Origin of the sequence: Chryseobacterium urinae (assembly GCF_030518295.1) — a bacterium.
Classification (GTDB): domain Bacteria; phylum Bacteroidota; class Bacteroidia; order Flavobacteriales; family Weeksellaceae; genus Chryseobacterium; species Chryseobacterium mucoviscidosis.
This window is the reverse complement of record NZ_JAULSJ010000005.1, coordinates 42,385-67,969: the sequence shown is the minus strand read 5'-3', so window position 1 is coordinate 67,969 and position 25,585 is coordinate 42,385. Positions and strand designations below refer to the sequence as shown.

The following is a 25,585-nucleotide window of genomic DNA, read 5'->3' as shown; positions in this document are numbered from 1 at the left end:
CTAAAAGTTATTACATATAAAATCATCAATCATCTCAATCGTTAATGATTTCAAATCATTAATGTTAATTGTTAAAAAGTCACCTGGAATCCTAATGAATAGGTCTTTAGCGGCGGAAGGTAGCCTACGAGGTAAAACTCGGGGTCCATTCCAAAATAATTGGTGATGGTCATAAGGTTTTGTCCTTGCACATAGATCATAGCTTCTTTGATGCCCATCTTTTGCATGGGAATGCGGTAGTTCAGCTGTACATTCTTAAGCCTGATATAGGAAGCATCACTTATTGCCGCTGTTGAGTTCTGAAAGAACCCGTGCAGGGAAAGCTTCTGGGGGTTGTATCCTGCTGAATATTCCATATAGCTGCCTCCTGGGTTAGATGGTGACCATGCATCCAGTACTTCTACGGGCTGATTGCTGAGTGCTCCGGGCAGAAGCATCTGGCGGTTGTAATTCCAGTTTCTCTGTTTTACAAACTGCCACAGGAAAGAAGCTGACCAGTTTCCCCACCTGAAATTATTCGACCATCCTCCGAAAAACCGGACACCCAGCTTTTCCACTGCCTTATTATCATCGGGGGAGGTAATCTTTCCGTCACCATTAAAATCCTTAAACTTATAGAGTCCGGTGGCAGGGTCTATGCCTTCATACTGGTACACCCTGGCAATGGTGGTAGGATATCCGATCACATACTGATTGGAATAGGTAGAGCCTTCGAGGTTTGGAAATTCTACAAGCGTATTATTGGGAATGCTTAGGTTAAAAGAGGTGTCATATCTGAACTTTCCTTTTCTCAAAACCTGAACCGAGGTATCTAATTCCCAACCTGTATTCCTGATCTTTGCCGGAAGATTAGACTGTACTGAAGGAAAGCCCGTGGTGGCTGGAAGCGGAATTCCCACCAGCTGATTGGAAGAAGTATTTTCATAATAAGCTCCTGAGAAATTAAAGCGTCCGTTCCAGAGTCCTAATTCCAGTGCCAATTCTTTTTTCAGGGTCTTTTCCCAGCTGAAATCAGGGTTATACAAACGGGCCGGATTTAAACCGGTCTGCCCGTTATAAATACCCGATGAAATGATATAGGTATTGAGATACTGGTAATCTCCTATTTTATCGTTCCCCGTGGTTCCGATGCTTCCCCGAAGCTTACCCAGACTCAGCCATTTTACATCTTTCAGAAATGGCTCTTCTGAGAAAAGCCACGCCGCGCCTACGGCTCCGAAGTTTCCGAAACGGTTATTAGCTCCAAAACGGCTGGAACCGTCACGCCTTCCGGTAAGATTCACAATATATCTTTTTTTCAGCTGGTAGTTAAAGCGGGCAAAAACGGCTGTATAGTTATACTGGCTGCGAACCTGGTCGGAGATGGTTTTTACGCTGGCGGCTCCAATATTATCAATCAAAGCATTGCTCTCAAAGCCTTTTCCCTGGATAGCTCCCTGTTCCGATTGTGTTTTTTGCAGGGTTGCTCCCAATAAAAATTCAAACTGGTGATTTCCGGTTTTGTAGGCTCCCACCAGCTGGGGTTCGAGGATATAGGAAAAGTTCACCTGGTTATTCCGGGAAGAAGTGGAATTCATGCTGGTCTGTCCGAAAGAAGGATTATTGATCGTATGAGGCTTTATCGATCGTTCTTCGAAATTCTGATAGCTAATTCCGGCGTTCATTTTTAGAGAAAGAAAAGGAAACAGCTTATAAGACACATTCAGCCCGTTATTAAAAAAGGCGGTCTTATTGGAATACTCACTCAAAAGCGAAGCCACCGGATTGTTAAAGGTTCCGTTCTCCCAGTTGATGCTCCCATCTGAGGTATAGAGTGCCGGAGCATTGGGACTCAGCATAATGCTCTTTAGCGTAAGATCATCATTCTGCACATTGTTTTGCTGAAAAGAGAAGGTGTTCACCAGGTTAAATTCCAGTTTTCTGTCTGGAGTAAGATAGCTGAAATTGGCATTAATATTATTGGTTTTATATTTAAAATCAGCTGGCAAAACAGTAGTCTGCTCATTATGGCCGTAACTGATTTGGTAAGAAAAGTTTTCAGAGCCGCCACTCATGGACAACTGAACGCTGTAGGCATCTGCCATGCTTCCGATCAGTTCTTTCTGCCAGTCGGTGTGTCGGGATTGATCCCAGGTTCCATTGATGTCATACATGGTAGCAGGATAGGCTACATTATCATTCTGGAATGCCTGACGACGCATACTGATGTACTGCTCCGTGTTCATCATTTCCATAGGCCTAGTAATCCTGCTTAAGGAATACGAGGTATTAAGCTTGAGCTCAGATCGTCCTTTCTTTCCTCTTTTAGTGGTTACAATGATCACCCCGTTGGCTCCTCTTGATCCGTAAATGGCTGTTGCATCAGCATCTTTTAAAATCTCAAAGCTCTCAATATCATTCGGATTGATGGCATTCAGGGGATTGATAGAGGACCACGGAAGGATTTTAGTGGAATACAGCGAAGGGGTCTCGGAAGCCTGAGGAACTCCGTCGATAATATATAAGGGTTCATTCCCTTCACGGCGGATACTGTTCTTTCCCCTGATCTGGATATCGAATCCGCCTCCCGGGGTTCCGGTATTCTGGGTAATGCTTACTCCTGACATTCTTCCCTGAGCAGCGGATAGCACATTGGTGACAGGCTGGTTTTCGATATCCTTAGCTGAAACTTTGGCTATGCTTCCGGTGCGTTCTTTATCTTTGACCTTATAATATCCTGCATTTAGCACTACTTCTTCAATGCTGCTTACTTTTTCCGAAAGAGGTTTATTTAAAGGGGATAAGGTATCGGTCTTTTCCCTGAGTACGGAAGCTTCAGGGGTATTCTTTCGGGAAATAGTATCAGAATTGCTCTGTATCTGTGCATGAAAAGAGACGCCTGCTACCGTCAGCATAACGACACATGAAACGTGCCCTATGCTGGTATAGGATTTTTTCATAAATTTGAAAAGTTTAATTCGTTAAACGACAGCTCTTTCTCTACGGTCTGCAAACTTTAAAGGAAAGGGCTTTTTTATTTCTTATTGTTCTGTAACAAAAAGATAACTAAGTATCATTATAATAGGTGCTGCTTATTTTCATTTGATGGTCTTTTATGGTTTCATTGTGTTTTTAAATATTGTCTAGGAGAAGGTTTTGGGAGATTACAAAACCTCCAACCTAAACACATCATAAAGAATTAATATGAATGAAATTAACCTCGAGTGTGAACTGTAAAGCTCCAATGGATGCGCTGCCATTGTATCCTATCTAATCTTTATAGTAAAAGCAGCTTAGAGAAATGTAGAGAAGGCGGACATCATTGAAAAAACAGCGTGGAACTCTACCTACCGTATCAGAGGTACTGGCATACCCTTTACCACGAATAAGAGAGCCCACGCTTAGAACGTGAGCAATCTGCTTATTGTCTTGTGGTAAAATGAAAAGTGCCAGTTTTCTGATACAAGATTCTAAGCGAATAGCTTCTAATATTTTTTGAAGTTTCGCAAAATTACAATTAAGTAACTTCTTTCACAAAGATAAGAAAAAATATTTTGGTATACAAAACTATACCAAAATATTTTTCATTATGTGCTTAATTGCATTTATGATTAAAGAAAGTGAAAAAATTATAATTATAAAAACTGCAATTACTTTGCGTAAAATGCTAAGTAACAATAAGAGTTCCTCAGCGAAATCGAATGGTAGTGTGGACATAGTCAATAGTTATGATAAAATAGCTGCAAACTCTAATTCAGAACTGACCAAAGCTACAGTAAATGGTGCTTTTAGCGGAAAGAAAAGGTCAACGATGGCAACTATTGTTCTTATTATTGAGTCAATGGGTTATAAAATGATTGATTTTGCTGAAATTTATGATAAGCTTTCGGAAAGAGATGTTAGTAAATTCAGAGAAGAAATGCTTAAAAAAAGTTAGTAAATTCCATAATTACATTTCAACCATTTTGCTATTTGTTAATAGACTGCAAGCATTTTATGGGAATAATGATAAAAGAATTAGAGAGCAAATTGCTCTCTAATTCTTCTAAAATATAAAATTGTACAATCTATTAAAATTGACCAGTGTTCAGTTGATTTTGGATGAATATAAATCGCCTTTTTCAATACCCTTTCTTAAAGGTCAGCTAAATCTTGCTGATAATACTGCATGTATCGCCATCGTAAAAAATCCACTCTTGGCCGTTATCATCGGTAAAATGAATTTCTTTATTATCAGGATAATAAAGCCCTACGAATCTTTCTCCTATTCGTATTGTAGAGCCTTGTTCTAATTCATGTTCAATTTTTAGAACTTCAAAAATAACATGATACTCAGTCATTATACATTTAATAATTTCTCATCGAACCATACATCTTCATAGCCTTTATTATCTATCAGAAATCGATTTCCTGCTGGAAGTCCTAAATATGAAATAACAAAAGAAGCATTTTCCAATAAATGATATGCGTGTGAAGGCTGAAAAAAATCAAATGCTTCTGAGTATTCTCCTGACCAAATATACCAACCATTTAATGTTTCTGTTCGAGGATGTCTTAATCCATTTATTTGAATATTGGGATTAAAATTTCTGCCCAATGCAATTAGCGTATCTAATTCAACCAAATCTGATATTTGAGAATATTTCATGCAAATTTTTAGTTGTTTTTCTAAATAGTCTTTATTCATCATTCAAAAAGATTTAATACTTTCCAATCTCCGTTTTTAGATCGCCATACCCATAATTTATTGAATGTAAAATTTCCGTTTTGATAGATAACTTTTTCTTCAATTAATCGCTGATTCTGTTTTTCTTCTACAAGAGCAAAACACCTTTCTATATTTTCGAAATTTGGAAATTCGTTTGATTGAAAAGTTTCGACTAAAGATGATTTTAATACTTCTGATATTTTACTTTTTGTCTCTTCGGTAATAATTGCGCCTCTTTCCTCCAGTAAATTTTCAGCTTCCATTTCAAAATCTTTACAAGAAATGACACCTTTTAAATCGTTATCTGAGTAATAATTTTCAATTTTAATTATAGCACCTTCGGGTGTAGTCAAATCCGGCTTGAAAAAATCATTACCAGCATCAATTTTTACTCCAAAATCAATATCAAAGTTTAGTTTTGCTTCATCATCAAGAGTATCTCTATAATGCCGTATAGTATAGCCACCGATTAACCTTCCATTCTCAATAATCATCCAATCAATAACATCATTTATCAGGATTTTTTGAGAATTACCGTTTTCTGCTAAGTTGCCTAAATAATAATTTTCTTCAATTTTTACATTTTCTAACCATACATAGACATTTTCAGAGTTTTTAAACTTTACAGACTTATATCCTGAAAACTCATTATTTATCAAATGGTTAAAATACCAAAGTGTATTTTTAGCTTTATATAAATGGTATGTATACTCTTTTGTTTCTTTTATTTTTCCACTATTTTTCATTCCAAAATGTCTTTTATCCACTGTGCGGATTTTAAAAATCGTTTTGCTGTATCGTCACACCATTGCACTCCATAATCAAATGCATAGATTTTACAGTTTTCATTTTTTAAAACGGTATGTACAATTTGTAAAAGCATTTTGTTATCAATAATTGCAGATAGTTCTTGAAATTTATTATTCCAACTGGAATTAGGATTAGCACCTCTGGCAGTATCTAAAAAATTAATTAACTGAATTTTTATCTTAAAGTCATTCCAATTATCTTTTAAAAAATCCAAATTCAAAATATCATTAATAATCTTATAGCAACCTTGTTTATTTTCTACTTGAAAGTTCTTCAGATAGGAAATTAATTCGGAATCTGTTTCTGATACTGATTTTAAAATCTTTTTAAAACAGATAATATCATGATGATAGGTTTTCTGATATATAATGTGTAATATATTTTTCAAAGTTTCAAACTTAACTTTGGTAGTAGCCTGTTTGAAAATACCACGAACATTTTCTATTTTTAGTATATCTTCTAAAAAGTTGCTATTGGGAGAAACAAAATAATTATCCCGGAGATAAATGGTAACATTGAAAAAATCTTCTGGTGAATAAACTAATTTCTTATCATTAACAAGTTTGGGTATCAAATTCTCTCTAAGTAAAAATCCCAACCTTGCAACATAAAGTGATCTTAAAAAAGCACCGTTGAATTCATTATTGTAATTCAATAATTTTGGAAGAATATATTTATAACTTTTCCTTTCGATTTCTGATGAAATAAGCTCGTTAAATTTGGCTTCTAATTCTTTTTCAGTTATTAATTGCTCTTCATGGTTGCTCGTTGCTTCTTCATGCTTCAATAGTAATAAGTCAAACCAAAATTGTATATTAATAAAATCAGTTTCTGAAATATTTAGCTCTTTGGCTAAAATTTTTGATTTTGCCAGTTCATCATTTTTAAAAGTCAAATATGGATTATTGGTCATAGTTTTTTTGCATTTTTTGGGACTTTACCTTCTAAAAATTCTTTTCTCTGTATTTCATCGCCTAAATCCATTGTAAAATTCGTCCATCCTCCAAAAAAGTTTTTAAGTGCCATATTCCATTCTCCTGTGACATAGTCTGAGAATTGCCAAAGAATATGATAACCATTCTCATTTGAAAATCCTTCATTATCTGCCTGAAAAATCCCGCCAACTTTACTCCAAATAACAGATTTGATAGTTTCAACAATAGAAAAATTTTCTTCTTTCATTGATGCATTAAGAAGCTGAAAAGCATAAATAACTTTTACTTTGTCTAAATATTTGTAGAGCCATTTAGAGGCAGAAACTGGCTTATATTCTAAAATCTCGTCTCTAAATTCTTCAATCTCTTCTTTGCCAACCCCTTCATTAGTTGTATTACGCTCAATTTGCATTAGATAATCGTCATTCAAATTCGACACATCAATAACAGTCCAATTATCAGGAGTCTCATTTTTATAAATACTAAATTTAGCGGATAAGCCATGATCATTCAATAGACTAATAATTTCATCAAGATGAATTTTATGGTCTGATGTACCTAATATTCTTATGTAATATGGCATACTTTATACTCAAGTAATATTTTTAATTCCAAAAGTGTTCAAATAATTGAGGACAAAGTTTTTTCATACTTTCAGGGTTTTCTTCTTTCCAATCAAATTCAAACTGAGGATAATTTCCTTCGGTTGTTTTAAAATTTTCATAGTCAATAAAATCATATAAGCTTTTCCCTGTCTTTTTATTAAATGCTTCTAATGCAACATACCAAAAACTTTCAAAGTCAAACATTTCATCCTCACCATTTTCTTTTTGACTTATAAGGGTGTTTGGATTTTCTTTCGCTTTATAATAGACATCTTTTCCTCTTGAAATAACCCAATTTCTAAAATATTCAAATCCATCATCCGAACATCCACCATTCATAATATATCCTGCACACCACATTTTTGAATTATAAGTGTCATACAGCAATTTGTCTGTTCTTAAACGAAAGCCAATAATTTCTTTAAGCGTTAATTTCTGAATTTCCTTTATTAAAAAAGCCTCTTGATTTTTTTGATTATTGGTATTTTTTAATGAATTATCAATTATATTCCAAAAAATATTTTCATCTAACATTTCAGCAGTTTTTTCAATATTGCTAAAATTTGGTTGACTGGATATTTTTTTGTCTAATTGTGATTTTCCAAAAAGTTTTCCGAATAGTCCCATAGAATTATTATTTTCAGTATTTGAACAACTTAAAAGTATTATTGAAATTGTAGCTAATAATAGTTTTTTTGCATTTTTTAATTAAATTTTCTCATTGGCGGTGGAGGTAATCGTTTTTGTGGCAGATAATTATCTATTTCATTTTGCTTTAGAATATCATTTTTTATTGCTTCAAAATCAATTTTAAACCCTGATGTTATTGCTATTTCGTCTTGTTTGTATATTTTTTCAGTCAGCAAATCCATAATTTCACTAAATTCAGGACTCATAAAAGGCTGAATAAAACACAGTCTTTCATCCTTATTTTTAACTTTGAAATTAATGTAATTTCTGCTTCCTGCATAGTAACTGTTATTTTCTAACTGCTTTTTGTCTACGAAATTTTGCAATTTGCTGGAAGATAATTTATTTACTTTTTCAATCTCTTCTTTAGTGAGTTGGTATTTATAAAAAACGGTATCATGATATCTCTTCAAACATACTTTTAGTATTCCGTTTTTATCTAACGTTGAATATGAAGATATTGAGACAGTACTGTTTTCAATATCATAAACAACAAGTTTAAAATTAGATAATTTGTTCTTTTGAGGATTTATTGCAACACTTAATATAAATAAAATGCTCAGGATTAAAGCACCAATAAATAATAATTTCTTCATTTTAATAAATTTATTCTGTGTTTGAATGATTTTAGAGTTTTAGTTTCCACTTCTCCACTCATGTAATACCATTTGAGCAGTAAAGGATTTATATAATTATTTTAAGATGATTTTGCTGCACCAGATTTCATTCCTTTTGTGTTAAATGATTTTAGAAACGTTTTCCATAGAGCCATTCATTAAGAATACCACCTGAACTTTTTAATCCTATTACATCCATTATTCTTTCAAAAAATCCACAGATATATTCTCTGTCTTCAGTATCTAAATTAAAAGAATCAAATTTTGAAATATTTTTTCTCATTAAATCCTGATATTGGTTATTGTTATATCCATTTTTAGCTCCTTTTTTAAATTCGTCAATGACTTCATCTAATTTTTTGGATAGAGCTTCTCTTTGTTGCTCATTTGCAAGACCCGGATATAACCCCTCTTGTTTAAACTTTGGTGCTTTTCTTAACTGTTCAAGTTTTTCAATTATCATTCCTGAGTTTTCATTTTTATTGCAGGAATAAATTATTGAGGAAAGAAGCAGAATTAAAATAACTTTTAAAGGAAAGTTTTTTCTAAGTATCATTGCCAAATTGTTTTATATAAATTCATTTTTTTTAAAGAAAATTTCGATATCGGATTTGAATTTTTCAGCATCAAAATCCTTGATTTTCTTTGAGAACTTGTCTAAGTGATTAAACGAATCTAATATCTTTAATATTAAAATCTTTTTACTATTTTCATCAGATGCCTCTACAAATTCATCATATAGATCATAGTCGAATTTAATATCATAACTAAAAGTTTTTATAATTTCCATAGGAAGCCCTGTAATGCGGTTTTTAGAAGCCTTATAAGCTGTATATTTAGGCTTTCTTTCTTTATACCATTCTTCATATCCGGGCTTTGTTTTAACTCCAACAAAACCGATAAGAAATGTTTCGATATCGGAGCCATAATTTTTGTCCTTTAGATAATTTTCTAAATCATTTGATACTTGTTGAATAATATCGCTTTTCTTTCCTGATCTTGTGTCTACTTCTTGTGTTATTGCAAATTTCATAATATTTTATCTGAAAATTTTATTACCCGGAGGTAGTGTACCATTTTGAAAGAAATAATTATAAATTTTAGTTTTTTCCATCATTTTAATTTGTCTTTGAGTTCCACTAAACTCATTTCGTTGTATAAGTCGTGCTTGATTTAATTCTCCTTGGGTATATCTACCTGTTGATGTAGTTTCCCCATATTTCCAGACATCTCCTTTATTCAAAAACGTAGAGCCTGTTGGAGTGGAAAAGCCAGAAGAATAAATAGGATATTGTCCAGATGCAGATGCACGTAATGAGTATTGCCATCCAGTAGGGCCATCCGGCTTTTCTTCTATTTTAGACATTTCATAATCCATTTTCTGGATTAATGCCCCTGTTGCGTAGATAGATAATATCCCTGCCGCAACAACATCCGCAGGAACATCTTCAGGACCACCTCCTACTGTAATTGCTCCTGCTGCCGCTGTAAGCCCTTGCTTCATTGTTTTTCCGGAATTATCTACTGCATAATCAGCATAGTCCACACCTCCTAAAAGCTGTGTTCCATTCTTCAAAACAAAGCCGTGATCTCCTAACTGATAATGGTTTCCGTCTGAAGCTGTATATGAACTTCCAGCCCCTCCCGGAGCAATATGCTGAGCACCTTTTCCATAAGCCTTTTCTGCTTCTGCTTGATTGGTAACACGACTGTCATAAAAAATTGCATTAGCCGTTCTTACCCAGTCTTTAGCTTCTCTCCCATCCGGATCAACAAACCGCGTGGGATTGTTAAAGGCAAAGTTGTAAGGTGTCCAGTTTGAAAACTCCTCACTCAAAGGATCTGGCGAAAACCAACGTCCTGCGGTATCGAGATAAGGCTGAGCATCCGGATCACTCAAATCTATTTCCCTGAACTCAACAATATCTCTTGTTTTTCTGTTGAAGCGTACAGAGCCAATATTGATGATACTGTCAATATCGTGAACCTCTAAATATTTTCCTTTGCTTAACGTAGCTATTTTAGGATAGAAACCATACTTTCTAAAAGGGTTAGCCAGTTCAATATTTTTTCTTCTTCTTTCGGCTTCCTGTGGAGAAAGTGAATCTCTGGACTTCAGAACTTCGCTCATATAAGGGCGTGATCTTTCTTCTCTTGTCAGCTTTACAGGATTAATATAAGGCTTTTCTGGCTTTTGAGTAGTCTTGCTTTTTACCTGAGCATGGGAAAATCCTATCAGCAGGAAAAAGATAAAGTAAAATAATTTTTTCATGATTGTGATTATTTGCTAAAGTTATTTAATAATTTTTTATTCTCATATTTATTTCTCTCTGTTTTTAGAGATACAAGCCATTCCAGATACATTTCTTCAGGCATCTGCCTGTAACCGATATCGTAGATATGACCATATTCCTTTTTCATGAGTTCCATGAGTTCTTTTGCTTTCGGGTCTTTCAGGGCTATTTTAATGTTTTCCGGTACATCTTTGCTCAGGTTCAGTTTAAACATAATACTTTCAAACTGTTTTTTGTGGGTTTCAGCCCTTAAAATAAGAGCCTTTGCAAAATTGGGATAGACTTCTACTGACCTGTTTAAAAGTTTTAAAACAAATTCACCATCGTTCCCGGGATAACTTCTGTTATATGCCTGAGCGAGATCAAAAAGACATAAGGCAAGGCTTTCCTTGTTATTAAGAGCTTTCATAAACACCCCATTTTTAATGGCATCCAAATGAATATACCCAGAGGCCATTAGCCAACCGTCTTCCGGAAAAATACCACTCGTAAGCTCAGTATTAAACCAACCGACAGATTTAATATTATGTTTTATATAGACATGATTAGGAGCTAATGCAAGGTTGGCATCTGCACCTAATTCCTCCGCTAATATTTTGTACAGATAAGGCATAGAATTACAATTGCCTTTTTTGGTGGCCAGTAATTTAGATACAAACAGGTTAGGAAGGTCATTATGCCCAAAAACATCGGTAAAATCATATTCAAAGGGCTTATACTGAATAACAGAATCTTTTACAGCAACTGGAATAGTCCTGCACATGATAGAATAGACCGCAGAATATTTGCTTACCTTTTCCTTATCTGCTTCTTTATATTCCAGATCTCTATCTTTTAAAATACTCTGTGCAAAGTTCTTTAAAAATCTGATCTCCTTATTGAGTGCCGTAGTATCGAGTTTACCCTGATAATAGGCTTCTTCCACACTGAAAACAGCATCTTTAAAGCTGTATTTTTGCCTGCTTTCGAGCATATTGTCAATGGTCTGGTAGGCATCATTATAAAACTGGTTGTTTTGAGCTTTGGCTGTTCCGGAACAGAGCAACCAAATAAATATTGTGAATGGTAATAAATTTTTCATAGATATTAATTCATTATGTTTTAAGATAAAATAGTCTTCGTCTTTCTTCCTCTTCTTTCTTTTTCTTCTCTTCAATCCGTCTTTTTTCTTCCTGTGCTTTTTTCAGTTCCTCTTGTTTTTTTCTCTGCTTTTCAGCATTCATCTGCTTTATTCTTTCCGCAATTTCCTCGCTCTGTTGCCTATTGGCTTCCCTACCCATATTGCCGAGCCATTCCGAATAGGCAGAGCTTGACATGAATTTGAATCCTAAATTATCAATCCTGTCAAACTGTGCTTTAGTTTCCTGAAGTAATTCAACTGCTTTAGGAAAATAGCGGATGTTTTGCAGTTCTTCCGGATTTTCTGCGTTTTTAATTCCTAAATTATCGGTAACGTGCTTAAATCTTGCCTGTTGGTACATAGATTTGAGCAAATTGGCGTACATATTATTTGGGGAGTATTCCAAAGATTTATCCAATGTTTTACCTACAAATTCATCCATTCCATATTTATGAATGTAGCCGTTCGCCAGATCAGCATAAAATTGTGACATGAGTTCTTTTTTACTCAGACTGTTCATGTATAAGTTATTCTGCAAGGCTTCCGAGCCGATATATCCGGACTCCAAAATCATGGAATTAGTTGTGAAAATTCCGTTCGTCAGCTCGATGTTCTGCCACTGATCCTCACTATCTAAAAATTTAATATAGGTGTGGTTCGGAGCAGTAGCGAGAGAAGCCTGTGCGCCCATTTGCTCAGCGATCATCAGATACAACAAGGGCATTGAATGACATTGCCCCTTTCCTGTTTTCATGAGCTTTGTAGTAAACATTTTAGTCCAGTCTTTCGCCCCGAAATAATCGTCAAAATCATATTTGTAATTTTTTGAAAAGTGCTTAAACAGGGCAATGTTTTTCATGGTGTTGTCTTCAGTATCGAGCTTGTCAGTTCTCATTTTCTGAAGTACCTGTTTTGCTGTTTGTTGTATTCCGGCTTTAAACTGCTTAAAATTTTGTTTACCACCATAAAAAGCATTCTCTACGATAAAATTAGCTTCAGTTGTTGAATAGTTTTCAGAATCAAGAGCTGAAAGTTTATCAAAGGCATCATAATAGGCATTTGTTCCTGCCTTTCCTGAAAGGGAAGGCAGATTATATCCGGAATCTTCCAACGCCTTTACCCTGCTGTAAAATACAGCTCTTTCGGCTTCTGCCTGTTCCTGTTCAAACCGCCTGATATCTTCCTGCGCCCTTTTTACATCCTGTTGATATGCTTGGGGAGTTCTTATATTATTATTGTAGTTCTGGGGAACTACGGGAGTTGTACTGTTCCTTTTGGGATTTATAAAGCTCTGGTCAGAATAATTCTGAAATGTAGAGGGATTGGGATTTTCCATAGTTGGTAACTTAGGAATCTGAGCGAATCCTAAGGAGCTTAAACAGAGGAAAAAGGATTTTAAATAAAAATTTTTCATTGTATATTGTGATAACTGCAAAAATAAGTCTTTTTAAAATCACCCAATAGTGATCACTCAATATTCTACTTTACAAAACTAAATCAGATTAACGTCAAAACTTGACGTAAAATCTTTTATTTTCATTATTTGTAATTCTAAGAAAATTAGAAGAAATACATATAGGTATTTACACTCTTTTTCTTCCCGTATTTTTACGGATATTTTTCTTAACAATAAAAAGAGCGTGAATTGACATCACCCTCCGTTCAGGCTACTGGAATAGCCTACTAAAGAAATGAGCAAAACACGCCCCGAGAGGGCGCATCTTACAGTCATAATTCTTTAGTGATAATATTTCCAGTATTTGAACGAAGAAAATGAACTGCTTAACGCAATATTTTTATATGTATTTTCAGGCTACTCTTATAATTTTCTAATTTTAGATTTAAAACAAATATATTAAGAAAAGGTGGATCAAAAAAAATAAATGTAATTTCTAATAATATCTCTTTAAAATTGTTTAACTTAGAAGATGTGTAATAACATAGAAAAAATAGTATTTGATGCACTGTTTTAAGTAGACTTTATATATAAATGAATCGGAACTAATTCCAAAGAGACATTTAACAATTCTCATTGGGAAAACTAGGCAAACCACAGATAACAATAAAACCCTTTTGTAATTTTCGATTTTTTCACGATACTTACCATATTAGTGCTTGAAGATATTTCAAATCTTCCATAAAACTTTAATATATATGCATTAAAATACGAATGAAGTTACTATCTTTGATTTGTAAAATGAATCAAAAACCTACATTTTCAAAGTGAGTAATTCGGTGAGTAGCCTGAGACTCAGCTTTAAAAGATGTTGATAAATAAAGAGGTTTAAAGAGACGGTTCGAATCCCTCCAACTCCACAAAAGAGATTGTTTTCAACAGTCTCTTTTTTCTTTTCAAATATTAAAGAGCTTTACTTTTATTGTCCGCGTTTTTCTTCCTCCTGCTCTTTCGGTATTCCCAAGGTGAAACTGCATTTTTGTCCGTCCACAAACCAAGCTTTTTTGCTTTGGCACTGTCCTGTAATTTCTGCAGATCAAGATTCTTCGATGCTTTAAAATACCACCATCCGAAACCAGCCTTTATGATTTCTTCGGAAAGATATTTATTATGATCGTAAAAAATTTTGGCAACGGTTCTTTTGTACCTGTCTTTTCCCGTCCTGTAGAATGTCACCGTTTTCCCAAATACAGCTTCACTGGTAAATTGCTTGGCATTTTTTCCAAACGCCTGACCTTTTTCGGGACAATCTACTTCCGCAAGCCTTAAAGTTTCCTGTGTGCTGTCGGATAACAGCACAACCACTGTATCACCATCTCTCACTTTAATTACCTTTCCTGCCGTTTGTGAAGAAATAAGAACTGAAAACAATACAAAAAGAATGAGCAGATTTTTTTTCATCAATAACAAATAATATTTCGAATTTTAAAACAGGCTGCAAAAGTAGTAATTATAAAGCTCTGAGGTAAAAAATAACTTTTAAAAAGCTCAATCAGACAGATTCTATATTGAGTCCAAAAAATTATGAATGATAAACTTAAATAAGACAATGAAACGTTAAAATATAAACCCCTGAAAACTAAAAGACTAAACTCACAAATTACAAAATACTCTTATGTAAACCACAAAAAAGACTAAAAAAATGTTTTATCGTAAAGAATTTTATATATTTGCACCATCTAACAATTAAAAAAAAATTTACTATGTCAGACATTGCATCAAGAGTAAAAGCTATCATCGCTGATAAGCTTGACGTTGAAGAAACAGAAGTAACTCCAGAAGCTAGCTTCACAAACGATCTAGGAGCTGATTCATTGGATACAGTTGAACTTATCATGGAATTTGAAAAAGAATTCAATATTCAAATCCCTGATGATCAAGCAGAAAAAATTACTACTGTAGGACACGCTATCGCTTATATCGAAGAAGTAGTAAATAAATAATATTCTTCAACAAAAAAGAAATTAAACAAAGTTTATGGAATTAAAAAGAGTAGTTGTAACCGGTTTTGGAGCAATAACACCAATTGGAAATAATGCAAAAGAATACTGGGAAAATCTTGTAAAAGGTGAGAGCGGTGCTGCTCCTATTACTCTTTTTGATGCCACAAACTTTAAAACTAAGTTCGCTTGCGAAGTTAAAAATTTCAATCCTTTAGACCATTTCGATAAGAAAGAGGCTAAAAAAATGGATAGGAATACACAGCTTGGGCTTGTTGCTGCAAGAGAAGCAGTAACGCACTCAAGAATTATTGAAGACAATGTAGACAAAAACAGAGTCGGCGTAATCTGGGGTTCAGGAATCGGAGGTTTAGAGACTTTTGAAACTGAAGTTTTAGGATGGGCAAACACGGAAATCCCGAGATTCAACCCGTTCTTTATTCCTAAAATGATTGCGGATATTACACCGGGGCATATTTCTATTGAATATGGTTTCCATGGTCCGAATTATACTACTGTTTCTGCATGCGCATCTTCTGCAAACGCTTTAATTGATTCCAAAATGCTGATCCAGCTTGGAAAAGCAGATGTTATTGTATGTGGAGGCTCAGAAGCAGCCGTTACAGCAAGTGGTGTCGGTGGATTCAATGCAATGATGGCACTTTCTACAAGAAATGATGATCCTAAAACGGCTTCAAGACCTTTCGACAAAGACAGAGATGGATTTGTTCTTGGTGAAGGAGCAGGATGTATCATTCTTGAAGAATATGAGCACGCAGTAAAACGTGGGGCTACAATTTACGCAGAATTAAAAGGCGGTGGTCTGAGTGCAGATGCACATCACATGACGGCACCGCATCCTGAAGGTTTAGGAGCTTATCTCGTAATGAAGAACTGTCTGGAAGATGCAGGATTAACTGCTGATGAAGTAGATCACATCAATATGCATGGTACATCTACTCCATTAGGAGATATTGCAGAATCCAATGCCATTTCAAAATTATTGGGAGAACACGCTTTCGACATTCAGATTAATTCTACAAAATCAATGACCGGTCACCTTTTGGGTGCTGCAGGAGTTATTGAGGCTATTGCTGCGTTGGGAACTATTATTCATGGTATTGTTCCTCCTACCATCAACCATTTTACTGATGATGAAAATATCGATAGCAGACTGAATTTCACATTCAACGAAGCTGCTAAGAAAGATGTAAAAGTAGCCATGAGTAATACTTTTGGGTTTGGTGGGCACAATGCCTGCGTTCTATTTAAGAAAATCTAAATCTACTGAATGGAGTTACAGAAATACTTTTCTAAATTCCTTCTCAAAAAAAGAAAAAGACAACTAACGGAGAGAGATTATTTTCTCATTACTGAACTCAGCAAAATGCTTGGAACTGAGGTACAAAATGTTGCCCTCTACCGCGAAGCTTTTTCTTTAAAAAATTCTTCTAAAAATAAAGACAGCAATTACGAAAGGCTGGAATTTTTAGGAGATTCTGTTTTGGGTACAATTATTTCTTGTCATTTGTTTCATACCTATCCTCAAGCCAATGAAGGATATCTGACGCAGATGAAATCTAAGATTGTTAATAGGAAGAATCTTAATAAATTAGGAGAAGATTTAAAACTTACCAGTCTTCTGCAGAAACAAAACTCTGTGGTAGCTTTAGGTGAAAACATCTCCGGAAATTTATTTGAAGCTTTAATTGGTGCTGTTTATCTCGACTTCCAGTATGAAACCTGTAAAAAGATCATTCTGGAAAGATTACTGACGCCAACGGAAATTAACAAGCTGGAAAATAAAATTGTAAGCTACAAAGGTCTTCTGCTCGAATGGAGCCAAAAGAAGAAACTGAATATAAAGTACGAAACCTGCGAAGAAATTCAGGTCAATAAATCGATTGTTTTCCGCTGTCATGTATGGCTGGGAGAAGAAAAAATCGCGAATGCCACAGAAACTTCTAAGAAAAAAGCCGAAGAAAAGGCAGCACAAAGAGCATTTTATATTTTAAACAAAAAAGAAAATATACTTGGAAATCCAAAAACTTTATGACATTGATGATATAGAATTTGAAGATATTACCATCGGATTGGTAAGATTAGCAAAAAATATACCCGATCATGAGTTTTTCTATAAAGTAAATCAAAACAACGATCTTACATTCAAAAGGATTGAAGATGTTATTCTTCACGGGTCGTATTATGATTATTTTTTTTCAAGGTTTGAGGCTTACCACAAATTTACAAAGACTTGTTTTACCTTCATTTCGAACAGATCTTCGGAAAGTAAACAAAAAAAATTACAGACAGAGCTCTTCTCGGAAGAAGAAAACATTAAATTTTTATTAAATAATCAGGTAGAAGTGCAATATATTTTGCACAGTTCGGAACAGTTTCCTGATTTTTCCGTAATTTTGCTCCCTGAAAATCTTGTGTTTCCAATTCAAGATTATACACTAGGTTCTGAAGAAGAACTTTATCAAATTATCCAGTATTATGAATAAGTATTTAAAGAAAACAAAAATTATTGCAACGCTTGGTCCGGCTTCATCGTCAAAGGAAGTAATGTTAGGGTTAATGAAAGCAGGTGTTGATATTTTCAGAATCAATTTTTCACACGCTGATTACGACTTAGTTCGTTCAAATATCGAAATCATCAGAGAACTCAATAAAGAATACGGTTTCTCGGTTGGTATTTTAGGAGATTTACAGGGTCCTAAACTAAGAGTAGGAGTTGTAAAAGAAGGTTCCTACCTTAATCCGGGAGATATCCTTACTTTCACTAATGAAAAAATTGAGGGAGATTCTACAAAAGTGTACATGACGTACCAACAGTTTCCACAGGATGTAAAGGTTGGAGAAAGAATCCTTATTGATGATGGTAAACTCGTTTTGGAAGTTACTGAAACCAATGAATTAGACACTGTGAAAGCGAAAACCATTCAAGGGGGACCATTGAGTTCTAAAAAAGGGGTAAACCTTCCGAATACGAATGTTTCTCTTCCTGCATTAACAGAAAAAGATATTCAGGATGCCAATTTCATGCTGGATCAGGAAGTAGACTGGATCGCGCTTTCATTCGTTCGTCATGCACAGGATATTATCGATCTTAAAGAATTAATTTCAAAACATCCGAACGGAAAATTCAAAACGCCGATCATCGCAAAAATTGAAAAACCGGAAGGGGTAAAAAATATCGACGAAATCTTATTGGAATGCGACGGTTTGATGGTTGCGCGTGGAGATTTGGGAGTTGAAGTTCCGATGGAAGAAGTTCCTGCTATCCAGAAAACGCTGGTAGAAAAAGCAAGATTCTATTCTAAGCCGGTAATTATCGCTACGCAAATGATGGAAACAATGATCAACAGTTTAACGCCAACAAGAGCGGAAGTAAATGACGTTGCAAACTCTGTATTGGACGGAGCAGATGCCGTAATGCTTTCAGGAGAAACTTCTGTAGGAAGGTATCCGGTTCAGGTAGTGGAAAATATGGCTAAAATTGTAAAGAACATTGAAACTACGCATTTTTACCAGCACAAAAATGAGCCTATCGAAAAAGATTTCAACTGTATTGATGATCGATTTATTACCAACAGAGTTTGTCTTGCAGCCGTAAGAATTGCGAAAACCACTAACGTTTCTGCGATTGTTACTTTAACGAGTTCAGGATATACAGCATTCCAGCTTTCTGCACACAGACCCAATTCTCATATTATTGTTTACAGTGGAAACAAGAGAGTAATTACCATGCTGAATCTTCTTTGGGGAGTTCACGCCTATTATTATGATATGAAGAAATCTACTGATGAAACGATTATCCAGGTAAATATGCTGACACATAACTACGGTTATATCGAGGCTGGAGACTTTGTAATTAACATCAATGCAACTCCATCTTATGAAGGCGGAAAAACAAATACATTAAGATTAACGACAGTTTAATTTAAACTAAGTCATTATAAACAAAAAACTCACGAAAGATCTTCGTGAGTTTTTATTTTTATGAGCCAAAAGCGGAAAGAATAAATATTGAAAGCGCATTAAGCAGCACTTCCATCTCCCCTCTTCCAACTTCCTTCTTTACTCATAATTTCCTACCACAGTTCTTGCCGTTACAAATTCACGTAAAGCCAATAAAGACAGCTCTGTCCCATATCCTGAAGCTTTTGATCCACCGAATGGAAAACGCGGATCAGAACTTGTCATTCTGTTGATATTAACGGTTCCCGATTCAAGATTTTCTATGAAGAATAGTTGTCGTGACTGATCTTTTGTCCAGACAGAATTTGAAAGCCCGAAAGGAATATCATTCGCCATTTTTAAAGCTTCTTCGTCATTTTTAGCAATCATCACCATTCCCAAAGGTCCGAAAAGCTCTTCCTGTAGAATAGGATTTCCTTCCTGCACACGAATTAAACCCGGTATGAATTCATTTTCAGAAATTCTTTCCAGAGGAAGAATGATTTCAGCACCATGTTCCAGCGCTTTCTGAAACTGTTTTTCCAGTTCATCTGCCAGATCCGGTCTTGCCATTCCGGCAATTTTGGTTTCTTTATCCATCGGATCTCCAACCTCATATTTTTTATATTCTTCAATAAATATAGGAAGAAAAGCATCTTCAATTTTTTCATCAATGATGAATCTTTTCGCCGCGGTACAGGTTTGTCCGCAATTCTGAAGTCTTGATTTTACCCCTGCTTTTGCCGCTTCATCCAGATCTCCGTCGTCCAGTACAATAAAAGCATCACTTCCACCAAGTTCAAGCAAAGATTTTTTTATATTTAATCCTGCAATAGAAGCTACTTCTCCACCCGCTTTTCCGCTTCCTGTAAGACTGACTCCTTTTATAGCATCATGTTCGAGAATTCCTTTTACTTCTTTATGGCTTACCTCAAGATTCTGGAAAATTCCTTCCGAAAATCCGGCTTCCAAAAGTACTTTTTCGATAGCATTTCCGCTTCCGAAACAAATTGAAGCATGTTTTAGCACAACGGTATTTCCGGCTAAAATGGCAGGAACGGCAAATCTCAAGACCTGCCAGAAAGGGAAATTCCATGGCATTACTCCTAAAATTACCCCTTTTGGAACATAATGAACTTCAGAATAAGAAAATTCGGACTCGATTTTCTCTGGTTTTAAAATATTTTCAGCATCTGCATAATAATTCATCATTAAAGCACACTTTTCCACCTCAGCAATAGACTCTGAAATAGGTTTGTTCATTTCCTGAGTAATGATCGTTCCAAATTTTTCAGAATTGTTTTTTAAGATTACCGCTGCTGTAGCAATGAGTTTCTGTCTGTCTTCGAATGGTACTTTTCTCCATTCTGAAAATGCCTTATCTGCTTTGATAAGTTTATTTTCAATTAATTGTTCCATACTATAATTTCTGTTTTTAAATTCAGTCTGTGCCGAATTTAATTAATGCTTTTCTTCAAGCATCTTGGAAGCAACAAATCCTGTTCCTTCGGGTTATATAAAATAATGATTTTTTCTATCGGAATATTGTTAATTTTTATGTTAAATCATAAACCACTCATTCATAAGTGTTGCGGCTAATCTTGCAGTTCTGTCCTGTATGTCAAACTGAGGATTTACCTCTGCCACATCAAGTGCCAAAAGTTTTTCACTTTTCAGAATATGTCTGTAAAAATGCATAAATGTGGCATCAGCAAAAATTCCGTTATAAGCGGAAGCGGAAACTCCGGGAGCAATGGAAGCATTGAAAACATCCATACAAATCGTAAGATAAAGATAATCTACACTGTCGAGCAGATCATTAATTCTTTGGTAAACAGAAGGTAAATTTTCAAAGAAAAGTTCATCGGCAAGAATATATTTCATTCCGTACTGATGAGCGGTATCAAATAATTTCAAAGTATTTGAATTTCTCTGAATCCCGATATGCAGCGAATGAATTTCGCCTTCCTGAGCAATTTGCCAGAATCCGGTTCCGGAACTCATTCCTACTCCATTTTCAGGCTGTCTGTTATCAAAATGAGCATCGATGTTAATGATTCCTATTTTCTGTTCGGGAAAAGCTGTTTTTAAGCCTAAATAATGTGCATACGTGACTTCATGACCTCCGCCTAAAACTACAGATCTCCCTCCTTTCAACAACACTTTGGAAACATTTTTAGCAAGATTGTTTTGCGTATTTTCTAAATTCCCGTCATCACAGGTAATATTTCCAAAATCCAGCAAAGAAAAATCAGGACGGATTACAGGAAAATTCGACATATTTTTACGGATAATATCCGGAGCATCTTTTGCGCCCTGTCTTCCCTTATTCCGTCTAACGCCTTCATCTACAGCAAATCCATGTAAAACGAAATCTTTAGGTGAAACAAGATCGTAGTTATTTTCTTCTTTTACCCTCTGAAATATTCTGTGGAAAAGAAGCTCTTCTCCGTCTAATCTTCCCTGCCAAATATTATTCATACTAATTTATGTTTTGTGATTTTGTTATTCTTTATACCTATAAATACTTATGAGGAATTTAATGATAAAATATATTATTAAAATAAATACGATTAACCAAATTATTAAAATCGCTGCATTTAAAATATTATTGGGATTACTTTCTATTTTCTCTGTAAAAATTGCAAAGACACCAACAAAAGACAGAAAAATAAATAACATTATTGATACTAAAATCAATAGGAAATTAATGATTATCTTTTTCATCTAACCTTAATTTTTAGCTTTATAATTTAATTATTTAATCCTGCAAACTAAATTTATGAATACACTTTTTAATATTTGGAAAATACTAAACACACATCTTGTTAAGAAATAAAAAGATATCAATATTAATAAAAGAAAACTTATAAAAACAAAACCTGAATATATAAGATTCAAAAACTGTCCTCCGGTTTTTATATTTCCAATATTAACCCAAAGAGATTGCAAGATAGAAAGTACATTTAATGATATTATAAGAAGTACGAAATAAATTACAAGATTTTTAATTCCCTTCAGCATGGCAAAGTTTTTATAATAATTTACCATCAATATAGACATTCTCCGTTTCTAAGCTCCCTTGATTATAAAGAACATTCTGGAAATTATTGGTTTTAAAAGTCACAAAATCTGCTTTTTGTTCTTCGGATAATCTTCCTCTGTCTTCCAGACCAAGCGCAAAAGCTGATCTGAAAGTCATTCCTGCTAAAACTTCTGCTGTCGTCAACTTTTCAAATGTTGCCAGAATGGAGGCCTGTGTAATCAAATTTCCCATAGGCGCAGAACCGGGATTCCAGTCACTTGCGATCGCTACAATCGCTCCTGCGTCCAATAATTTTCTCGCCGGCGTAAATTTTTCTCCCAATCCTAAACTTGCCCCGGGTAAAGCCGTGGCTACCGTATCAGATTTTGCCAAAAACTCAATATCGTCATCAATGGTGGCTTCCAGATGATCGGCAGATTTAGCGCCTACTTCAACTGCTATTCTTGAACTTCCCGGAGTAAACTGATCGGCATGAACAATAATTTCAAAACCCAATTCTTTAGCTTTTAGCAAAAATTTTTTGCTTTCTTCGGGCTGAAATGCAGATTTTTCAATGAAAATATCAACCCGCTTTGCCAAATCCTCTTCTTTTACTTTCGGTAAAATTTCCGTTACAATATAGTGCAAGTACTCTTCATTGCTTCCTTCAAAATCTCTTGGCTTCAGATGTGCGGAAAGACAGGTCGGAACCAGAGTTGCTTTCGTCTGTTCCTGCGCTTTTTTAATGATGCGAAGCATTTTCAGTTCGTTTTCAGCGTCTAAACCATAACCGCTTTTTACTTCAATGGTTGTAATTCCAAGAGAAATTAAAAAATCAATTCTTTCCAGCAAAGTTTTTAACAATTCTTCCTCCGATGCATTTCTTGTATGCTGCACCGAGCGCCAGATTCCTCCCCCGCTTTCGGCAATTTCGAGGTACGTTTTTCCTGCGTTACGCATGGCAAAATCATTCGCCCGGTTTCCGCCAAAGCAAATATGCGTGTGGGAATCTACGAAAGCAGGAAGAACAATCTGCTCTCCTTCTACCGTTTCAATTTCTATATTGTGGTTTTCGGATTTTAGAATCTCAAAGTTTCCGACTTTCTCAATTTTATCATTATTGATTAAAATTCCTCCATCGGGAATAATTTCAAGCTGTTCGTCTGAAAGTTTTCCTCTTAAAGGAAGGTTTGCAAGTGTTACAACCTGCGTGAAAGGACCAATTAGTTTCATTTATTTAGTTTAAAGCTAAAGTTTAGATCAATAGTTTGATTATTTTACATAGACACTTTCAGCATGACAAAAAATCTGCATAAAGTTTGTCACTCCGTAGGAATCTCAGTTTAGAATGGTTGAAAAAAATTTTAACTTGTTTTTTCTCTCTCAAAAATACTTAAAATATCTGTTGTTCTCAAATCTTAATTTTTCATGAAATCAACCTTACTCTTAATCTCAATTTTCCTATCTTTACGGTAAATGAAATTGAATTAATGCCCGATTTTTTACATCCAGATAAAGACAATTATTCCCGCGAAGAACTTGCGCAGGAAGAACAGATTCGTCCCCAGAGTTTTAAAGATTTTGCCGGACAGAGAAAAACATTGGAAAATCTCGAAGTTTTCGTGACGGCTGCCAAAAGACGTGGCGGAGCTCTGGATCATGTTCTTTTGCATGGTCCTCCCGGTTTGGGAAAAACCACTTTGGCTAATATTATCGCAAATGAACTTGGCGTAAACTGCAAAATAACTTCGGGACCTGTTTTGGATAAACCCGGAAGTTTAGCCGGCTTATTAACGAATCTGGAAGAAAATGACGTGCTTTTCATTGATGAAATCCACCGTCTTTCTCCTGTTGTGGAAGAATATCTGTATTCTGCGATGGAAGATTATAAAATCGATATCATGCTCGAAACCGGTCCGAATGCGAGAAGCGTACAGATCGGCTTGAATCCTTTTACTTTAGTGGGAGCAACAACACGAAGCGGAATGCTTACAAAACCGATGTTGGCAAGATTCGGGATCCAAAGCAGGCTGGAATATTATACCATTGAACTTTTGTCGATGATTATTATCCGAAGCGCAAGAGTTCTGGGCGTAAAAATTTATGAAGATGCCGCCATAGAAATTGCGAGAAGAAGCCGTGGAACGCCAAGAATTGCCAATGCACTGTTAAGAAGAGTCCGCGATTTTGCAGAAATAAAAGGAAATGGAGAAATAGAAATCAACATTACAAAATATGCTTTGGATTCATTAAACGTTGACGAATTTGGTCTGGATGAGATGGATAACAAAATTATGCGCGTAATGATCGAAAATTTTAAAGGAAAACCTGTCGGAATTTCGGCTTTGGCAACATCTATTGCAGAAAATCCGGAAACTCTGGAAGAAGTTTATGAACCTTTTTTAATTCAGGAAGGATTTATCATCAGAACACCGAGAGGCCGTGAAGTGACGGAAAAAGCTTATAAACATTTAAACATTCCAATCCCAAGAAATCCGGGAGAACTTTTCTGATTTTTGATTTAAACAAATAAAAAATAAACAACATTATAAAAAACTCAATATTATATGAAGCTATATCCAATACAATGCGGAAAATTTAAGCTCGACGGCGGAGCGATGTTTGGAGTCGTCCCAAAGAGTTTGTGGGAAAAAACCAATCCTGCAGACGAAAGAAATCTGATTGAACTGGGAACCCGTTCTCTTCTTGTGGAAGACGGAAAAAAATTAATCTTAATTGACTGTGGTCTTGGAAATAAGCAGGACGACAAATTTTTCGGTCATTATTCGCTTTGGGGAGACGATAATTTAGACAAAAACTTAAAGAAATATGGTTTTGTAAGAGAGGACATCACGGATGTTTTCCTTACTCACCTTCACTTTGATCACTGCGGTGGCGCGATTGAATGGAATGATGATAAAACAGGTTACAGACCTGCTTTCAAAAATGCACAGTTCTGGACGAATGAAAATCACTGGAAATGGGCAACGGAACCTAATGCAAGAGAAAAAGCGAGTTTTCTAAAGGAGAATATTCTCCCAATTCAGGAAAGCGGACAACTGAACTTTTTACCTCTTCCTGCAACGGGAAATTACGGTTTTGCACCTGACTTGAAAATGGATGTCATTTTTGTGGATGGTCATACGGAAAAGCAAATGCTTCCTGTTATTCAGTATCAGGAAAAAACGATTGTTTTTGCAGCAGATTTAATTCCGACCGCGGGACACATTCCTCAGGTTTATGTGATGGGTTACGATACGCGTCCTCTTTTAACTTTAGAAGAAAAGGGTAAATTTCTTAAGCAGTGTGTGGATAATGAATATCTGTTGTTCTTTGAGCATGACGCACACAACGAACTGGCAAGTCTGAAGATGACTGAGAAAGGGATAAGATTAGATGAGACGTTTAGTTTTAATGATGTTTTTGGATATTAATTTTTGATT

The 25,585-nt window shown here is 35.1% G+C and carries 24 protein-coding genes; 8 read left to right on the top strand and 16 right to left on the bottom strand.

From position 1 onward, the window contains the following. Positions 1-71 precede the first annotated feature (71 nt). Positions 72-2,939: a SusC/RagA family TonB-linked outer membrane protein gene (locus tag QWT87_RS04480; RefSeq protein WP_098972256.1), complete on the bottom strand. Its 2,868-nt coding sequence runs from the start codon at positions 2,937-2,939 to the stop codon at positions 72-74. A gap of 647 nt (positions 2,940-3,586) precedes the next feature. On the opposite strand from QWT87_RS04480, the gene QWT87_RS04475 reads away from it, so the two are divergent. Continuing rightward, positions 3,587-3,916 carry a hypothetical protein gene (locus tag QWT87_RS04475; protein ID WP_098972258.1) on the top strand — a complete coding sequence of 110 codons (330 nt, stop codon included), beginning with the start codon at positions 3,587-3,589 and terminating at the stop codon, positions 3,914-3,916. 402 nt (positions 3,917-4,318) lie between these two features. On the opposite strand, the gene QWT87_RS04470 is transcribed toward QWT87_RS04475, so the two are convergent. The 12 genes from QWT87_RS04470 to QWT87_RS04415 all read right to left on the bottom strand — a co-directional run bounded on the left by QWT87_RS04470 (position 4,319) and on the right by QWT87_RS04415 (position 14,615). After that, positions 4,319-4,669 (bottom strand): immunity protein Imm33 domain-containing protein, encoded by a 351-nt coding sequence (locus QWT87_RS04470; protein WP_098972261.1) that lies wholly within the window; start codon positions 4,667-4,669, stop codon positions 4,319-4,321. Further along, positions 4,666-5,433 (bottom strand): DUF2314 domain-containing protein, encoded by a 768-nt coding sequence (locus QWT87_RS04465; RefSeq protein ID WP_098972263.1) that lies wholly within the window; start codon positions 5,431-5,433, stop codon positions 4,666-4,668. Before QWT87_RS04465 ends, QWT87_RS04470 begins: the two co-directional genes overlap by 4 nt. After that, positions 5,430-6,410, bottom strand: coding sequence for a hypothetical protein (locus QWT87_RS04460; RefSeq protein ID WP_098972265.1), 981 nt, complete (start codon positions 6,408-6,410; stop codon positions 5,430-5,432). The genes QWT87_RS04465 and QWT87_RS04460 overlap by 4 nt, the downstream gene beginning before the upstream one ends. Continuing rightward, a complete protein-coding gene (locus QWT87_RS04455) occupies positions 6,407-7,015 on the bottom strand; it encodes a hypothetical protein (protein ID WP_098972266.1) in 609 nt (202 codons plus the stop codon). Before QWT87_RS04455 ends, QWT87_RS04460 begins: the two co-directional genes overlap by 4 nt. 22 nt (positions 7,016-7,037) lie before the next feature. Further along, on the bottom strand, positions 7,038-7,664 hold the full coding sequence (locus tag QWT87_RS04450; RefSeq protein ID WP_098972268.1) for a DUF4240 domain-containing protein: 627 nt from the start codon (positions 7,662-7,664) through the stop codon (positions 7,038-7,040). Positions 7,665-7,741: 77 nt separating this feature from the next. After that, positions 7,742-8,323, bottom strand: coding sequence for a hypothetical protein (locus QWT87_RS04445; protein WP_098972270.1), 582 nt, complete (start codon positions 8,321-8,323; stop codon positions 7,742-7,744). A gap of 151 nt (positions 8,324-8,474) precedes the next feature. Further along, positions 8,475-8,900, bottom strand: a complete 426-nt coding sequence (locus tag QWT87_RS04440; protein ID WP_098972272.1) for a DUF4844 domain-containing protein — start codon at positions 8,898-8,900, stop codon at positions 8,475-8,477. Between the two features lie 12 nt (positions 8,901-8,912). Continuing rightward, positions 8,913-9,377 (bottom strand): hypothetical protein, encoded by a 465-nt coding sequence (locus QWT87_RS04435; RefSeq protein ID WP_098972274.1) that lies wholly within the window; start codon positions 9,375-9,377, stop codon positions 8,913-8,915. Between the two features lie 6 nt (positions 9,378-9,383). Further along, entirely contained in the window at positions 9,384-10,616 is a 1,233-nt protein-coding gene (locus QWT87_RS04430; RefSeq protein WP_098972275.1) for a hypothetical protein, read from the bottom strand. A gap of 8 nt (positions 10,617-10,624) precedes the next feature. After that, on the bottom strand, positions 10,625-11,719 hold the full coding sequence (locus QWT87_RS04425) for a hypothetical protein (protein ID WP_098972277.1): 1,095 nt from the start codon (positions 11,717-11,719) through the stop codon (positions 10,625-10,627). A 13-nt stretch (positions 11,720-11,732) separates the two neighbouring features. After that, entirely contained in the window at positions 11,733-13,094 is a 1,362-nt protein-coding gene (locus QWT87_RS04420) for a hypothetical protein (protein ID WP_138143213.1), read from the bottom strand. Positions 13,095-14,117: 1,023 nt separating this feature from the next. After that, complete coding sequence (locus QWT87_RS04415) at positions 14,118-14,615, bottom strand: thermonuclease family protein (protein WP_302714171.1); 498 nt, start codon at positions 14,613-14,615, stop codon at positions 14,118-14,120. Positions 14,616-14,917: 302 nt separating this feature from the next. On the opposite strand from QWT87_RS04415, the gene QWT87_RS04410 reads away from it, so the two are divergent. Genes QWT87_RS04410 through pyk form a run of 5 tightly spaced genes read left to right on the top strand, consistent with a single transcriptional unit; the run spans position 14,918 to position 19,099 of the window. Next, positions 14,918-15,157: an acyl carrier protein gene (locus tag QWT87_RS04410; protein WP_002976354.1), complete on the top strand. Its 240-nt coding sequence runs from the start codon at positions 14,918-14,920 to the stop codon at positions 15,155-15,157. Positions 15,158-15,191: 34 nt separating this feature from the next. Beyond that, entirely contained in the window at positions 15,192-16,436 is a 1,245-nt protein-coding gene (gene fabF / locus QWT87_RS04405) for a beta-ketoacyl-ACP synthase II (protein WP_076390692.1), read from the top strand. 9 nt (positions 16,437-16,445) lie between these two features. Next, positions 16,446-17,210 carry a ribonuclease III gene (rnc, locus tag QWT87_RS04400; protein ID WP_087709639.1) on the top strand — a complete coding sequence of 255 codons (765 nt, stop codon included), beginning with the start codon at positions 16,446-16,448 and terminating at the stop codon, positions 17,208-17,210. Then, entirely contained in the window at positions 17,188-17,661 is a 474-nt protein-coding gene (locus tag QWT87_RS04395) for an IPExxxVDY family protein (protein ID WP_302713974.1), read from the top strand. The genes rnc and QWT87_RS04395 overlap by 23 nt, the downstream gene beginning before the upstream one ends. Then, positions 17,654-19,099 carry a pyruvate kinase gene (gene pyk / locus QWT87_RS04390; protein WP_076390689.1) on the top strand — a complete coding sequence of 482 codons (1,446 nt, stop codon included), beginning with the start codon at positions 17,654-17,656 and terminating at the stop codon, positions 19,097-19,099. The genes QWT87_RS04395 and pyk overlap by 8 nt, the downstream gene beginning before the upstream one ends. 138 nt (positions 19,100-19,237) lie before the next feature. On the opposite strand, the gene QWT87_RS04385 is transcribed toward pyk, so the two are convergent. The 3 genes from QWT87_RS04385 to hutI form a co-directional block, all read right to left on the bottom strand. Beyond that, a complete protein-coding gene (locus QWT87_RS04385; RefSeq protein WP_302713971.1) occupies positions 19,238-20,536 on the bottom strand; it encodes an aldehyde dehydrogenase family protein in 1,299 nt (432 codons plus the stop codon). 141 nt (positions 20,537-20,677) lie between these two features. Beyond that, positions 20,678-21,598 (bottom strand): formimidoylglutamase, encoded by a 921-nt coding sequence (hutG, locus tag QWT87_RS04380; protein ID WP_302713969.1) that lies wholly within the window; start codon positions 21,596-21,598, stop codon positions 20,678-20,680. 553 nt (positions 21,599-22,151) lie between these two features. Continuing rightward, positions 22,152-23,375 (bottom strand): imidazolonepropionase, encoded by a 1,224-nt coding sequence (hutI, locus tag QWT87_RS04375; protein ID WP_302713967.1) that lies wholly within the window; start codon positions 23,373-23,375, stop codon positions 22,152-22,154. 257 nt (positions 23,376-23,632) lie between these two features. Here hutI and ruvB point away from each other — a divergent pair, with 257 nt between their 5' ends. Both ruvB and QWT87_RS04365 read left to right on the top strand, forming a co-directional pair. Further along, positions 23,633-24,655: a Holliday junction branch migration DNA helicase RuvB gene (ruvB, locus tag QWT87_RS04370; RefSeq protein ID WP_302713965.1), complete on the top strand. Its 1,023-nt coding sequence runs from the start codon at positions 23,633-23,635 to the stop codon at positions 24,653-24,655. Positions 24,656-24,709: 54 nt separating this feature from the next. Continuing rightward, the gene (locus QWT87_RS04365) at positions 24,710-25,576 is read left to right on the top strand and encodes an MBL fold metallo-hydrolase (RefSeq protein ID WP_302713963.1); all 867 of its coding nucleotides are present in this window, start codon (positions 24,710-24,712) and stop codon (positions 25,574-25,576) included. Positions 25,577-25,585 lie beyond the last annotated feature (9 nt).